Source organism: Pseudonocardia nigra (assembly GCF_019396355.1).
Classification (GTDB): Bacteria; Actinomycetota; Actinomycetes; order Mycobacteriales; family Pseudonocardiaceae; genus Pseudonocardia; species Pseudonocardia nigra.
This window is the reverse complement of record NZ_JAHKRK010000064.1, coordinates 1-14,479: the sequence shown is the minus strand read 5'-3', so window position 1 is coordinate 14,479 and position 14,479 is coordinate 1. Positions and strand designations below refer to the sequence as shown.

Sequence of the window (14,479 nt, the reverse complement as noted above, 5' to 3'; positions counted from 1 at the left end):
AGTTCGCTCCGGCGGGTCGGGCCGGTCCGAACGCGACGGCCTACGGCCAGGGAACCTCCGGGTACGGCGAGCGCCGGGCCGCCTCGGCTGCGTCCAGCTCCCCGCGCCGCACGGCGTCGTACAGCGCGGCGACCTCGGCCAGCTCGTCCCGCTGCCCGGCCACGAACGCGGCGTCGACGGGTTCGCCGTGCCCGGGCACGACGAGGCGGGGACGCAGCCCGAGCAGCGCGTCGAGGGTGGCGGGCCAGGCGGGGATGTCGGCGTCGCCGAGGTCGGGCGGGGCGCCCTGCTCGACGAGGTCGCCCGCGAACACGACGCCGGCGTCGGGCACGTGCACGACGAGGTCGTGGTCGGTGTGCCCACGGCCGAGGTGGCGCAGCTCGGTGATGCGGCCGCCGAGGTCGAGCGCGGTGGGCGCCGTGGCATCGGGCAGCGGCGGATCGGTGCCGGCGAGCGCGTCGGCGGTGACGTGGTCGCCGCGGTCGCGGTAGTGCTGCGCCCACACCGTCCGCTGCCGGGCCGCGGTGGTGGTGAGCACCTCCCGGCAGCGCGGGAGGGCGTGCACGGGGCTGCCCGCGAACGCGGCCGTGCCGAAGCAGTGGTCGAAGTGGGCGTGCGTGAGCGCGACGGTCCGCGGAAGCGCGGTGACCGCCTGCACCGCGGCGGCGAGTTCGGCGCCCTGTCGTTCGTCGCCGCGCGTGTCCACCACCAGCGCCCGCTCGGCGCCGACCACCAGGCCCACCGTGAGGTCCAGCTCCGCGTACCGCCGCGCGAACACCCCGTCCCCCACCTCGACCCAGCGCCCGTCCACCGGTCAGCCCGCCTGGAGGAGCCCGTCGCGCCACCGGGGCGCCGCGGTGCTCGCGTCGAGCGCGGCGGCCAGCGTGACGTCGGCGCCGTAGCCGTCGGCGATCAGCTCCTGCCTGGACGCGCAGGCGGCGAGGACGTCGGCCAGCCCGCGGTCGCGGGCCGCCGCGAACTGCGCCACGGCCTGCTCGGCCTCCGGCGAACGGTCCGCGGCCGGCAGCGCAGCCGCGATCGCGCCGGCGCCGATCGCGTCCTCGATCGCGACCCGCAGCGTCCCGCCCGGCCAGCGTTCGCCCGCAGAGACCAGCCCGACCGGCCCCTCGATCGCGCGGGCGGCCGCGGCCACGGCCGAGGCGTTGCGCAAGCAGCCGGCGAACAGGACGGGCCCGTTCCCGGCGACGGCGGCGCAGAGCGTGGCGCCGTTCGGCGAGGGCAAGGCCAGCCGTGTGCCGGCCGGCAGCTCCATCAGCGACGACGGGCGCAGCGACGGACGCGTGCCACCGCGCGGGCCTGCCGGCTGCACACCGAGCGCGCGGGCCTCGGCCTCCTCGGCGGCGCGATCGGCGCGGCCCACCCGCCGCTGGGGCAGGATCGCCGCGCCCCGACCGACCGCGATGTCCACCGCCGTGCTGAACGACAGCACGTCGACGACGATCACCACGGCGCACTTCGCCGCCAGCAGCGCGGCGCCCTCCGGCCCCCACTCCAGCCGGATCTCGTGACGGCGCTGCCGATGTTCGGGACGGGCGTCGACGGGCACGGGGCCCAACCCTACGGCGATCATGCATCGAGCGAGCGGAGCGGCCCAGCGCCCGCGGGCCCGGCACGTCGACGGACACCTCAGGCGAGCGCTGCGAAGAACGCGCGCAGGTCGGCGACCAGCAGGTCCGGGGCCTCCATCGCGAGGAAGTGCCCGCCGCGGTCGAGCTCGGTCCACCGGACGACGTCGTGGTCGCGCTCGGCCCAGCGCCGGATCGTCACGTCGTGGGCGGACACGAGCACCCCGGTCGGCACCGAGGCAGGCCGACCCGTCGAGGAGTCATCCCAGCCGTCGCCCGGGTCGGTCCACGCGTTCGCGGTCATCTCCTCGTAGTAGATCTGCGCCGCCGACCCGGCCGTCCCCGTGAACCAGTACAGCGAGACGTCGGTGAGGATGCGGTCGCGATCGACGGCGTCCTCGGGCAGGCCGTCGGCCGGCTCGGTCAGCTCCTTGAACTTCTCGACGATCCAGGCGAGCTGGCCGACCGGTGAGTCGTGCAGCCCGTAGGCCACCGTCTGGGGGCGCTTGGAGTTGCACTGCAGGTAGCCGTCGTTGAAGTCCTGCATCCGCTGCCAGCGCCTCTGCTCGGCCTCGGAGAGACCGTCCAGCTCGCCCTCGGCGCCGACCGGGAAGGTGAGCAGTGCCTGGACGTGTACCCCGAGCAGGCGGTCCGGGACCTGCCGGCCGATCTCCGGCCCCACCCACGAACCGGTGTCGTAGCCGTGCACGCCGAACTGCTCGTAGCCGAGCCGGGACATGAGCTCGGCCAGCACGCCCGCCATCCGCCCGGTCCCCATCCCGGGCCCGGCCAGCGGCGTCGAGAACCCGAATCCCGGCAGCGACGGCACGACGAGGTGGAAGGCCTGCGCCGGGGCGCGCCCGTGCGCGGCCGGGTCGGCGAGCGGACCGAACACGTCCAGGAAATCCGTGACGCCGCCGGGCCAGCCGTGCAGCAGAAGCAACGGGGTCGCGTCCGGCTCCGGCGAGCGGACGTGCAGGAAGTGCACGTTCTGCCCGTCGACCGTGGCGAGGTACTGCGGGTACGCGTTGAGCGCGGCCTCCTGCGCCCGCCAGTCGAAGCCCGTGCGCCAGTACTCGGCCAGCTCCTTCAGGTATCCGACCGGGACACCGCGGCTCCAGCCGACGCCGGGCGGCTCGTCCGGCCACCGCGTGCTCGCCAGCCGCGCGCGCAGGTCGTCCAGGTGCGCCTGGGGGACGTCGACGGTGAAGGGGCGGATGCCGTGCTCGGTAGTGGTCATGCCGGCGACGCTATGGCCGCCACCGGCCACTTCCCGTCCTCAATCGTCACCGGATGCGGCGGCCGGTCTCCGCGCACGAGTACCCGCCGAGCTCCTCGACCGATGCCCGGAACTCCGGCTGCTCCAGCAGCGCCCACAGCGGCGCGAGCCGCGGGTCGTCCAGGGTGGACGCCCGCAGCACCAGGTCGTAGGGCTCGCGCGCGACGGGCACGAAGTCCAGCCCGAACGCGCGGGCCGCGGCGAGGATCCCGAGCCCGGTGTCGGCGCGCCCCGCGGCGACCGCGGCGGCCACCGCGAGGTGGGTGTGCTCCTCGCGGGCGTACCCGTCGACCTGCGCCGGGTCGATCCCGCGCCCGCCGAGCTCGTGGTCGAGCAGCGCCCGGGTGCCCGCGCCGCGCTGCCGGTTGACGTACCGCAGGCCCGGGCGGGCGAGGTCGTCCACGCCGGACAGCCCGAGTGGGTTGCCCGGCGCGACGATCAGCCCCTGGTCGCGGTGCACCAGCCGGACGACGGCCACGTCGGACCCGCCGAGCAGCCGGTCCACATAGGGAAGGGTGTACTCCCCGGTGGCCGGGTCGAGCAGGTGCGAACCCGCGAGGTGGCACAGGCCGTCGCGCAGGGCCACGAGCCCGCCGAGCGACCCGACGTTGGACGACGCCAGCGTCACCAGCGGGTCGGCGGCGCGCAGCGCGGACGCGAGCACGTCCACCACGAGGTCGTGCGAGCCGATCGCGACGACGGTGCGGTCGATCTCCGCCGACCCGCGCAGCAGCTCCACCCGCACCCGCTCGCCCGCGTGGTGGCCCTCGAGCCCGGCCGGCACGACGAGCAGCCCGTCGGCGCGCACCAGCGAGGTGAGCACGCCGGCGCCGCGCGGCAGCGGCGTGGCCACGACTTCGTCGCCGACCCGGCCGAGGCGCACCCGCACCCAGTCGTCCACGCCCACGTTCGACGCGAGCTTGCGGGCCAGCTTCGCCGTGGTGACCGGCCGTTCCCGCGGTGCCGCGCCCTCCAGCCCGGCGAGCAGGGGAGCGGCGAAGATCTCGAACGTCAGCGCGGCGGACACGGGGTAGCCGGGGGCGCCGAGCACCGGTGTGCCCTCGACGGCGCCGAGGACGACCGGATGGCCCGGCTTCACCGCGACGCCGTGCACGGCGAGCGCCCCCGCCTTGCCGATGACCGCCGCGGTGTGGTCGTCGCGACCCGCGCTCGAGCCGGCGATCAGCACGACCAGGTCGGCGTCCGCCGCGGCATCCACCAGCGCCTCGGTGATCAACGCCGGCTTGTCCGGGACGATCGGGGTCACCCGCGCGGTGCAGCCCACCTCGCGGGCCTGCGCGGCAAGCATCAGGGAGTTCGTGTCGACGATCTCGCCCGGCGCCGGGTCGGTGCCGATCGGCCGGATCTCGTCGCCGGTCGGGACGATCACGACGACCGGGGCGCGCCGGACCACCAGCTCGGTCGCGCCGGCCGCCGCGGCGGCGGCGACGTCGACCGGGCGCAGCCGGTGCCCGGCGGGCAGCAGCAGCTCGCCGGCGCTGATGTCCTCGCCGATCGACCGCACGTGCTGGTAGGGCGGCACCGCGGCGCGCACCTCGGCGACGCCGTCCGGGCCGCGGTGCACGTGCTCGCGCATCACGACCGCGTCGTAGGCCTCCGGCACCGGGTCGCCGGTGTCGACCACCGCCACATCGGCCAGCAGCACCGGGGTCGTCTCCGTGGCCCCGACGGTGTCGGCCGCCCGGACGGCGATCCCGTCCATGCCCGCGGCGTCGTAGGCGGGGGAGGAGCGGCGGGCCCACACGGGCTCGGCGGTGACGCGGCCGACCGCGTCGGCCACGGGCACGCGCACCGCCGCGACGCGGGCGGGGCAGCCGGTCGCCGCGCAGGCCTCCCGCCAGGCCGCGAGGGCCTCCGCGGCCGGGACGTCGGAGACGAACGGGGAGTCGGCGACCACGCCCGGACGGTAGCCCCGGCCCGGTCAGCCCGGTGCGCCGGGAGGCCCGGCCGCGAGCAGGCGCCTGCCCAGCGCGTGCACCTGCTCGAGCAGCTCCGGCGGGCCGTCGAGGGTGAAGTCGGCGCCGAACGCCGCGACGTCGGCGAGGATCGACTCGATCGTGTCGCCGCGCAGGGCGACGGTGCAGCTCGCGGCGTCGACCGGCGTCACCTTGCCCGGGATCGGCAGGTGCAGGCGCGCGGTCACGACCTCGGCGGGTGCCTGCACCACGGCGGTCGCGGTGAAGCGGTACGGCGCCGCCCCGATCGCGCGCCGGACGAACGTCGCGGAGTCGGCCGGGAGCTCGCGCGGTGAGAAGCGGGCCCGGGTGGGGCGCGGGTCGGTGATGCGGTCCACCCGGAAGGTGCGCCAATCGGCGCGCTCGGGGTCGTAGGCCAGCAGGTACCAGAGGCCGTAGCCGGTGACCAGGCGGTACGGCTCGACGCGGCGCCAGGTCGCCTCGCCGTCGCGGCGGAGGTGGTCGAAGGACACGAGCTCGTGGTCGCGGCAGGCGGCGGCGAGCACGGTGAGCACGGCCGGGTCGACCGGTGCCCCGGCCGGCCCGCCGATCGGGACGGTGGCGTCGCCGACCGTCGCCACGCGGTGCCGCAGGCGGGCGGGCAGCACCTGCTGCAGCTTCGCGAGCGCTCGCACCGCGGTCTCGTCGATGCCGGTGACACCGCCGGCGGCGGTGAGCAGCGCGACCGCGACGGCCACGGCCTCGTCGTCGTCCAGCAGCAGCGGCGGGAGGTCGCGGCCCGAGGCCAACCGGTAGCCGCCGGCGGTGCCAGTGGTGGCGTCGACCGGGTAGCCGAGCTCGCGCAGCCGATCGACGTCGCGGCGCACGCTGCGGTCGGTGACCCCGAGCCGGTGCGCCAGCTCGGCGCCGGACCACTCGCGCCTGCTCTGCAGCAGCGACAGCAGGCGCAGCATCCGCGCCGGCATGCTCCTCGTCACGCCGTGAGAGTCGCACGCGTTGCGGACCGGAGCTGTCCGGAAGGGCTTCTAGCGTCGCTCTCGAGTCAATCGAGAGGAGAACGACGTGGAGTCGATCAGCGGGGTGCGGGGCCCGGTGCTGCGGCGGGGCGCCGAGGGATTTGACGGGGAACGGGCCGGGTTCCAGACCGCGTCCCGGCACGAGCCGGACGTGCTGGTGGGCGCGACCGGGGCCGAGGACGTACGGGCGGCCGTGACGTTCGCGGCCGAGCGCGGCCTGCCGGTGACGGTGGAGGCCACGGGGCACGGGCGGGCCGTCCCGGCCCTGGGCGGGGTGCTGATCCAGACCCGGCGGATGACCGGGGTGAGCGTGGATCCGGCCGGTCGGACCGTCCGGATCGAGGCAGGCGTGCGGTGGGGGCAGGTGATCGATGCGGCCGCCGTGCACGGGCTCACGCCCCTCAGCGGCTCCTCGCCTGAGGTCGGCGCCGTCGGCTACACCCTCGGCGGTGGCCTCGGGCTGCTGGCCAGGACCTACGGCTACGCCGCCGACCACGTCCGGAGCATCGACGTGGTCACCGGCGACGGCGAGGCGCGCCACGTCACCGCCGACTCCGACCCCGACCTCTTCTGGGCGCTGCGGGGCGGGGGCGGCGGGTTCGGGGTCGTCACGGCGCTGGAGATCGACCTCGTTCCGGTCGCCACGATCTACGGCGGCACGCTGTTCTTCGCCGCGGGACCCGACGTGCTCGCCGCCTTCCAGGAGTGGACGGCGCTGGTGCCCGAGGAGCTGACCTCGTCGGTCGGGATGATGACGTTCCCCGACGTGCCCGGCGCGCCGGAGTCACTGCGCGGCCGGTTCGTCGCGAGCGTCCACCTCGCGTTCGCCGGCGCCGCGGCGGAGGGGGAGCGGCTGGTCGCCCCGCTGTGGGCGGCGGGCCCGGTCCTGCGCGACACGCTCGCCGAGATGCCCTTCGCCGCGAGCGCGTCGATCCACAACGACCCCGACGGAGCCCCACGCGTACACGGGCACCAACGCGCTGGTGTCGGACCTCGACGCCGACGTGCAGGCCGCCGCCCTCGACACCGCCGGACCGGACGCGCCCGTCTGGAGCTACGTGAAGATCAACCACTTGGGTGGGGCGCTCGCGCGGCCGCCGGCCGTCGCGAACGCGGTCGGGCACCGTGACGCCGGGTACCTGCTGCGCGTGCTCTCGCCGGTGGAGCCCGCCACCGCGCACATCGTCGAGGCGGCGCACGGACGGCTGATGGACGCCGTCGCATCCCGGACCCTCGGGCGGTCGCCCAACTTCCTGTTCGGCGCGGCCCGCACTCCCGAGCGGCTCGCCGAGGGGTACGCGCCGGACGCGCGGGACCGCCTGGCGAAGATCGCGGCCGCCCACGATCCCGCCGGGGTGTTTCAGCGGTAGCGGACGACCTCGACCTCGGTGCCTGCCGCCAGGCCGGTGGCGGGTTCGGGGATCCGCACGTACCCGTCGGCCCGGGTGAGCACCGACAGCAGGGCCGACGGCCCGAACACCGGCTCGGCCACGTCGTCGTGCAGCGCGACCTGCACGATGTCGAGCCGGCCCGCCGCCGACGCCACGTCACGGGCCAGCCGGGCGCGGGACGTCGGCTCCGGGGGTGGGGCGGGGCAGCCGGCGAGCCGCCACAGCAGCGGCACGCCGACCAGCCGGAACACCACGAGCGCCGACAGCGGGTTGCCCGGGAGGCCGATCAGCGGGACGCCCGCGCAGTCGGCCAGCAGCGTCGGCTTGCCGGGTTTCACCGCGAGCCCGTGGCACCAGATCGTGCCGAGGCGCTCGACCGCCCCCGCCGTCTCGTCGCGGGCACCGACCGACGAGCCCGCCGAGACAACCACGAGGTCGGCGTCGCGCAGGCACTCCCGCAGGGTGGCCTCCAATGCCTCCGCGTCGTCTCCGACGATGCCGGCGAGCACCGGGTCCCCGCCGGCGTCCTGGACGAGCCCGGCGAGCGCCGACGCGGTGGCGTCGCGCACCTGGCCCGGCCGCAGGGCCACAGTGGACGGTGGCACGACCTCGTCGCCCGTGGACACGATCGCGACCACCGGGCGGGCGTGCACCTCGACCTCGGTGACACCGGCGGCGGCGAGCAGGCCGAGGTCGGGGGCCCGCAGCGGTCGCCCGCCCGGCACCAGCGACGCGCCGGCGGCCACGTCCTCGTCGGCCCGTACGGTGCCCGCGCCGGGGGCGACGGGCCGCGTGACCTCGATCGTCCCGGGCATGCTCTCGGCCGTGTGCTCGACCATGACGACGGCGTCGGCCCCGTCCGGCAGGACCCCGCCGGTGGGCACCGCCACGCACCCGCCGGGCGGGACGGCGACGGTGGGGGCCACGCCCATTCGGACGGCGCCCGCCAGGTCCAGGTAGGACGGCAGGCCCTCCGACGCTCCGTACGTGTCGGCCGCCCTGACCGCGTAACCGTCCACCGTGGACTTCGCGAACCCGGGCAGCGGTGCGCCGGCGGGCACGTCCGCCGCCGGGACGCGGTGCAGGGCGGCCGCGAGCGGCACCGGCTCGATCCGCGTGCGGCGGGCGGGGCGGAAGCCCTCGAGGGCCTCGGCGACCGTGCGCGTGGCGAAGAACTCCCGGCCGCTCAACTCTCCCACCCTCGGACCCGCACGGACCGACAGTAACGTCGACCGACCGACCGATCGGCGCGGGCGTCAGCTCCCGGCCAGCGCCACCGCCTCGGCGTCGACCGGCTGGTCGAACTGCGTGCGGTGCAGTTCGGCGTAGCGCCCGCCCCAGGCCAGGAGCTCGCCGTGGGTGCCGCGCTCGACGACCCGGCCGTCCTCGACGACGAGGATGAGGTCGGCGGCGCGGATCGTGGACAGCCGGTGCGCGATGACCACCGCCGTGCGCCCCTCCAACGCCTCGACGAGCGCCTCCTGCACCGCGGCCTCCGACGTGGAGTCGAGATGTGCGGTGGCCTCGTCGAGCACCACCACCCGCGGGCGGGCGAGCAGGAGCCGGGCGATCGTGAGCCGCTGCCGCTCGCCGCCGGACAGTCGGTAGCCGCGCTCGCCGACGACCGTGTCGAGCCCGTCGGGCAGCGACGCGACGAGCCCGCCGAGGCGGGCCCGGCGCAGGACGTCCCACAGCTCGGCCTCGTCGGCCTCGGGCCGGGCGAGCAGGAGGTTGGAGCGGATCGACTCGTGGAACAGGTGCCCGTCCTGCGTGACGAGCCCGAGGGTGGCGCGCATCGTGTCGGAGGACAGCTCACGGACGTCGACGCCGCCCAGCCGCACGGCCCCGGCGTCGACGTCGTAGAGCCGGGGGAGCAGCTGCGCCACCGTGGACTTGCCCGCCCCGGACGACCCCACCAGCGCCACCATCTGCCCGGGCTCGGCGCGGAACGACACATCGTGCAGCACCTCGACGCCCCCGCGGTTGTCGAGCTGGGCGACGTCCTCCAGCGACGCCAGCGACACCTTGTCGGCCGACGGGTAGCTGAACCGGACGTTCTCGAACTCGACCGACACCGGGCCGTCGGGCACGGTGGCCGGTTCCGCGGGCTCCTGGATCAGCGGCGGCAGGTCGAGCACCTCGAAGACCCGCTCGAAGCTCACGAGCGCGCTCATCACCTCGACCCGGGCGCTGGCGAGCGCCGTGAGCGGGGCGTACAGGCGGGTGAGCAGCAGCGACAGCGCGACGACGTCGCCCGCGGCGAGGGTGCCGGAGATGGCGAGCCAGCCCCCGAGCCCGTAGACCAGGGCCAGCGCGAGCGCCGACACGAGCGTGAGCGCCGTGACGAACACCCACTGCACCATCGCGGTGCGCACCCCGATGTCGCGGACGCGGGCGGCGCGCAGCCGGAACTCGTGGGACTCGTCGGCGGGCCTGCCGAACAGCTTCACCAGCGTGGCGCCCGGCGCCGAGAAGCGTTCGGTCATCTGCGTGCCCATGGCCGCGTTGTGGTCGGCCGCCTCGCGCTCCAGCCCGGCGAGCCGCTTGCCCATCCGCCGCGCGGGCACCACGAAGACGGGCAGCAGCACCAGCGCGAGCAGCGTGATCCGCCACGACAGGCTCAGCATCACGCCGAGGGTGAGCGCGAGCGTGACGAGGTTGCCCGCCACGCCGGACAGCGTGTCGCTGAACGCGCGCTGCGCCCCGATGACGTCGTTGTTGAGCCTGCTGACCAGCGCGCCCGTGCGGGTGCGGGTGAAGAACGCGACCGGCATGCGCTGGACGTGGTCGAACACCGCGGCGCGCAGGTCGAGGATGAGGTCCTCGCCGATGCGGGCGGAGTACCAGCGGGTGGCGACGCTCAACCCGGCCTCCGCCACCGCGATCACGGCGATGAGTGCGGCGAGCCCGACGACCAGGCCGACGTCCTCCCGCCCGGTGATCGCGTCGATGACCCGGCCGGCCAGCAGCGGCGTGGCCACCACGAGCACCGCGCCCACGACGCTGAGCGCGAGGAACGCGGCCAGCTGTCTGCGGTGCGGGCGCGCGAAGGTGAGGATGCGGCGCAGCGTGGCTCTGGAGAACGCGCGCCGCTCCTCTTCCGCGTGCATGGCGTGGTACATCGAGGTCCACGCCGTCATCTCCATGCTCATCGCTTGCTCCCTCGCTCGTGCACCCTGCATCTGAAGACGGCCGCGGCGGCCGGAACTCATCGGTGCGGGGCACCTCCCCCTCGGCGGACATCAGTGTGGCGAGGGGGACCGACAGTTCTCGTCCGCTTTTCCGCGGCCGTCGTCGGCGAGGCTAGGAGTTGAAGTGAGGTACAGGTCAAGGACGGATCGCCGGTCGACCGATGGGCACGCAAGCGGGGACTTGACCCGGATGGGGGGCGCGGTCATCCTGTTGTGATCAACCTCATAGTCGGGGGTATCGATGACCGAGGTGCAGCCCAGCCGGAACTACCCGCTCGGCACCAGCCGGCCCGACCTCGAGCTGGCGGACCTGCCGACGCCGGAGGAGGCGTTCGCGGTCTCCCGGATCGGTCCCCGGCAGCTGGTCATGTTCGTGATCGGCCCGAGCCTCATCGCGCTCGGTATCTCGATCGGCAGCGGTGAGTGGCTGCTCGGCCCGCAGGCGGTGGGCCAGTTCGGGTTCGTCGGGGTCGGCTGGGTGATCCTCGTCTCGGCGCTGCTCCAGACGTTCTACAACGTCGAGTGCGCCCGGTACGTGATGGCGACCGGCGAGACGCCCGTCGTCGGCTGGGGGCGGGTGCCACCGGGCAAGATGCTGTGGATCCCGCTGTCGGTGTTCGTCGTGATCTTCGCGTTCATCGCGGGCGGGTGGGCCGGTTCGGCAGGGCAGGGCCTGTTCGCGCTGGTCAACGGGCGGGTCGCGGAGGCGGCCGAGGTCCAGCAGACGCGGTGGTACGCGATCGGCCTGCTGGTCGTCGTCTTCCTGATCACCGCGGCCGCGCGGCGGGTCAGCCGCGCCCTCGAGCTGTCCAACTGGGTCATGGTGGGCTCGATCCTGATCACGCTGGTGGTGGTCAACCTCATCGTCGTGCCGTGGGAGGTGTGGTGGGAGGGGATCCGCGGGTTCGTCACCCCAGCCGCCCCGCCCGCGGGTATCACCGCCACCCAGATCGGAGGGCTGGCCGGGTTCACCGCACTCGCGTCCGGGCTGAACTGGTACGTCATGGGCCACTACCGCGACAAGGGCTACGGGATGGGCTACCGCACCGGATTCATCTCCGGCATGCGCGGTGAGCAGCGCGAGCTGCTCTCGGTGGGCGTCACGTTCCCCGACGACGAGCGCAACACCGGCCGCTGGCGGCGCTGGTACCGGCTGCTGATGGTCGACATGTGGGGCGTGTTCTTCGTCGGCGCGATGCTGGGCATGCTGCTGCCGACCGTGCTGATGTCGCACGCCGTGGCGCTGTCGGGCGAGCAGCCCACCGCGGCCAACGTGCCCACGTTCATCGCGAGCGCGATGCAGACGGAGTACGGGACGGGCATGTTCTACCTGATGCTCGTGATGGGCGTGCTCATCCTGTTCTCCACCCAGCTCGGCATCTTCGAGGCGATGGTCCGCGTGGTGACCGACGCGGCCCCCGCGGTCAGCCCGCGGATGAAGGTCCTCATCGAGGGCGACCCGCGTCGCTTCTACTACCCGTTCATGGTCGTGCTGCTGGTGGCTATCTCGATCATCCTGCACCTCGCGGTGCCGGTGACGCTCGTGCAGTTCTCGGCGAACATGTCCAACCTGGGCGCGCTGATCTACCCGTTCCTGCTCATGTACCTCAACAGCCGGCTGCCCAAGGCGGCCCGTCCGCGGCCATGGCACTACGTCATCCTGGTGCTCAACTTCCTGTTCTTCGGCTTCTTCTTCGTCAACTTCGTCGCCGACTTCTTCGGCGACCCGCTGCTGACGTTCTGACCCGGGCGAAGACCGGTCAGGGCGTGAGGAGGAGGTCGGGGAGGGCGTCCGGGTCCGGGTGGCCCGTGTCGTCCAGGCCGCGGGCCGCGTAGTAGGCGTGCACCATCGACTGCAGGCGTTCGGCAGTGAGAGCGGCGGTCCGGCCGGAGTCGAGCTGCAGGGGTGTCTCGAGCATCCGGGCGGGCAGGGTGTCGTCGGCGGCGGTGGCGCCCTCGCGGAGGTTGAACACCCGCTTGGCGAGCACGATCCGGCGGGCGGTGGCGCGCAGCTCGTCGGCGGTGACGTCCCAGCCGGTGACGGGCCGCAGCAGTGCCGCCCACTCGACGAAAGGCTCCTCGAACACACCGCGGAGGAACTTGCAGAGGATCATCGAGTCCATCACGGCGGCGCGGTCCTCGGTGCCGATCGCGGCCGCGACGTGCGCCTGCCCGCCGGCCAGCCGGTCCACCGCCCCGGACAGGTCGGCCTCGTAGGCCCCGGACCGGTTGTGGTCGGCGCCGCGGGCGTTCACCGCGAGCCCGAGCGCCATCGCCTGCAGCGACCGCGGCTCGTACCCGGGCAGTTCCAGGCCCTTGACCTGCGGCGCGAAGTCGATCGACCCCTGCCCGACGACGGCGGCTGCCGCGCGCGAGCCCTCGGCCAGCAGCTCCCCGAGACCGGGGGAACGCGCGCCGATCTCGTCCAGCGCCCGCAGCAGTGCGGCACCGTCGCCGAAGCGCAGCCACGGCGCGTCGATCAGCCCGCGCTCCGCACACTCCATCGCCCACGCGATCGTGCCGCCCGCGGAGATCGTGTCCAGGCCGAGCTCGTCGCAGCGGGAACTCGCGGCGAACACGTCGTCGGGGTCGGACACCCCGCACAGCGGGCCGAGCGCGAAGACGTTCTCGTACTCCATCCGCTGCGATCCGCCGCCCTTGCGGGAGTAGATGTGCTCGCAGCCGATCGAGCACGACGCGCAGCTGTTGCGGGCCACGCCGCGCAGCTCGTGCAGCTCCTCGGCGGCCAGCCGGGGCGCGTCCTCGAAGGTGGCAGCGGTGAAGTTGCGGGTCGGCAGCGTGGACACGGCGTTGAACGCCAGCAGGTTGGCCAGCGTGCCGAGCTCCCGGTACTTGGCCGTGGCCGGGCCGAAGCTGCGCCCGCGGAGGTCCTTCGCCGCGGCGAGCACGGCGGGCGGGTCGGCGACGTCGACGCGCGCGCCGGCCCTGACCAGCACGGCCTTGAGGTTCTTCGCGCCCAGCACGGCACCGAGGCCACCGCGGCCGGCGTGCCTGCCGTCGTGGCTGATCGTCGCGTACCGGACGCCGCGCTCCCCGGCCGGTCCGATCGCGGCGCTGCGCCAGCCGCGCCCGAACCGCTCCCGCAGCGCCGTCTCCGCCTCGGCGGCGGGCAGCCCGGCCAGCTCGGGAGCCGGCTCCAGCCGCACGCCGGACGCGTCGACCAGCAGCACCGACAGCGTGTCGGCCCGCCCGCGGACCACGATCGCGTCGTGCCCGGTGAGCTTGCCGGAGATCGCGAACTGCGACGACGCCAGCGCGTCGGTGATGAGCCCGGTCAGCGGGGACTTGGCCACGACCGCGAACTTCGCGCTCGTCGTGAGCGGCGTGCCCACCAGCGGGGAGAACACGAACGTCAGTGGCGCCTCTGGGGCCAGCGGGTCGACCCCGGCCGGGGCCAGCCGGTGCAGCAGCCACGTGCCGAGCCCGGCGCCGCCGAGGTAGGCGCGCAGCACCCGCTCGTCCAGGGGCAGCGGGCCACCGGTCGCGCCCGCTCCGTCGACGTCGACGACGAGCGCCCTGCCGAAGTACCCACCTGCCACGGTGCCCAGCGTAGGCCGCGCCGCTGCGTCAGCCGCCGGCGTCTGCGGACAGGAAGGCCACGGTGTCGCCCGCCGCGAGGGGCGTCTCCGGGTCGCGGGTCATCTGGTCGCCGTCGACGGCCGCGACGACGTGCCGGTCCAGCGCCAGCCCGACGGCCGCGGCGGCCGCGGCCAGCGTCGCCGCCCGCACGGTGACCCGCCCGCGCTGCCCGCCGCCCGTCGCCAGCGCCCCGTACCGCTGCACGGTGACCTCGGGCGCCGGCCGCTCCCGGGCGGACCGGTAGTCGCCGGGCTCGTTCACGTTCAGCACCGAGTCGAGCGCGGGGTCGACGGCCGCGAGCCGCCCGTCGGCGAGCAGGGCGCCGTCGTCGACGCGGCAGACTCGGCAATGGTCGAACAGCATCGCGAGCTTGAGCCGCCCGTCGGCCACGAGCTCGGCGACGACGGGCGCGAGCGCCGTGCGGTAGGCCGCGGCCAGCGGCTGCCGGTGGCCACCGGCGTGCGGGAGGACGACGTCGG

At 74.9% G+C, this 14,479-nt stretch carries 12 protein-coding genes; 3 read left to right on the top strand and 9 right to left on the bottom strand.

Annotated features, from left to right (window positions below; all coding sequences use genetic code 11):
- Nucleotides 1–40: 40 nt before the first annotated feature.
- The 5 genes from KME75_RS17825 to KME75_RS17805 form a co-directional block, all read right to left on the bottom strand.
- Nucleotides 41–811: an MBL fold metallo-hydrolase gene (locus KME75_RS17825; RefSeq protein WP_219415965.1), complete on the bottom strand. Its 771-nt coding sequence runs from the start codon at nt 809–811 to the stop codon at nt 41–43.
- A 3-nt stretch (nt 812–814) separates the two neighbouring features.
- Entirely contained in the window at nt 815–1,567 is a 753-nt protein-coding gene (locus tag KME75_RS17820; RefSeq protein ID WP_308282866.1) for a 2-phosphosulfolactate phosphatase, read from the bottom strand.
- Nucleotides 1,568–1,647: 80 nt separating this feature from the next.
- Entirely contained in the window at nt 1,648–2,826 is a 1,179-nt protein-coding gene (locus KME75_RS17815) for an epoxide hydrolase family protein (protein WP_219415963.1), read from the bottom strand.
- A 46-nt stretch (nt 2,827–2,872) separates the two neighbouring features.
- Nucleotides 2,873–4,783, bottom strand: coding sequence for a molybdopterin biosynthesis protein (locus tag KME75_RS17810; protein WP_219415962.1), 1,911 nt, complete (start codon nt 4,781–4,783; stop codon nt 2,873–2,875).
- Between the two features lie 24 nt (nt 4,784–4,807).
- Nucleotides 4,808–5,767 carry a helix-turn-helix transcriptional regulator gene (locus KME75_RS17805; RefSeq protein WP_372452623.1) on the bottom strand — a complete coding sequence of 320 codons (960 nt, stop codon included), beginning with the start codon at nt 5,765–5,767 and terminating at the stop codon, nt 4,808–4,810.
- A gap of 97 nt (nt 5,768–5,864) precedes the next feature.
- On the opposite strand from KME75_RS17805, the gene KME75_RS17800 reads away from it, so the two are divergent.
- Together KME75_RS17800 and KME75_RS43275 are read left to right on the top strand one after the other, a co-directional pair.
- Nucleotides 5,865–6,947 (top strand): FAD-binding oxidoreductase, encoded by a 1,083-nt coding sequence (locus KME75_RS17800; protein ID WP_308282864.1) that lies wholly within the window; start codon nt 5,865–5,867, stop codon nt 6,945–6,947.
- Nucleotides 6,877–7,188 (top strand): FAD-binding oxidoreductase, encoded by a 312-nt coding sequence (locus tag KME75_RS43275; protein WP_246632307.1) that lies wholly within the window; start codon nt 6,877–6,879, stop codon nt 7,186–7,188. The genes KME75_RS17800 and KME75_RS43275 overlap by 71 nt, the downstream gene beginning before the upstream one ends.
- Here KME75_RS43275 and KME75_RS17795 read toward each other — a convergent pair.
- Together KME75_RS17795 and KME75_RS17790 are read right to left on the bottom strand one after the other, a co-directional pair.
- The gene (locus KME75_RS17795) at nt 7,179–8,399 is read right to left on the bottom strand and encodes a molybdopterin molybdotransferase MoeA (protein ID WP_219415961.1); all 1,221 of its coding nucleotides are present in this window, start codon (nt 8,397–8,399) and stop codon (nt 7,179–7,181) included. The genes KME75_RS43275 and KME75_RS17795 overlap by 10 nt on opposite strands.
- Nucleotides 8,400–8,465: 66 nt before the next feature.
- Nucleotides 8,466–10,331 (bottom strand): ABC transporter ATP-binding protein, encoded by a 1,866-nt coding sequence (locus KME75_RS17790; RefSeq protein ID WP_372452622.1) that lies wholly within the window; start codon nt 10,329–10,331, stop codon nt 8,466–8,468.
- A gap of 310 nt (nt 10,332–10,641) precedes the next feature.
- Between KME75_RS17790 and KME75_RS17785 the strand changes: the two genes are divergently transcribed.
- On the top strand, nt 10,642–12,144 hold the full coding sequence (locus KME75_RS17785; RefSeq protein ID WP_219415960.1) for an Nramp family divalent metal transporter: 1,503 nt from the start codon (nt 10,642–10,644) through the stop codon (nt 12,142–12,144).
- Between the two features lie 16 nt (nt 12,145–12,160).
- On the opposite strand, the gene KME75_RS17780 is transcribed toward KME75_RS17785, so the two are convergent.
- Nucleotides 12,161–13,960, bottom strand: a complete 1,800-nt coding sequence (locus tag KME75_RS17780) for an aldehyde ferredoxin oxidoreductase family protein (protein WP_219415959.1) — start codon at nt 13,958–13,960, stop codon at nt 12,161–12,163.
- Between the two features lie 28 nt (nt 13,961–13,988).
- Nucleotides 13,989–14,479, bottom strand: a 491-nt coding sequence (gene mobA / locus KME75_RS17775) for a molybdenum cofactor guanylyltransferase (RefSeq protein ID WP_219415958.1), incomplete at its 5' end; no start/stop codon positions are given.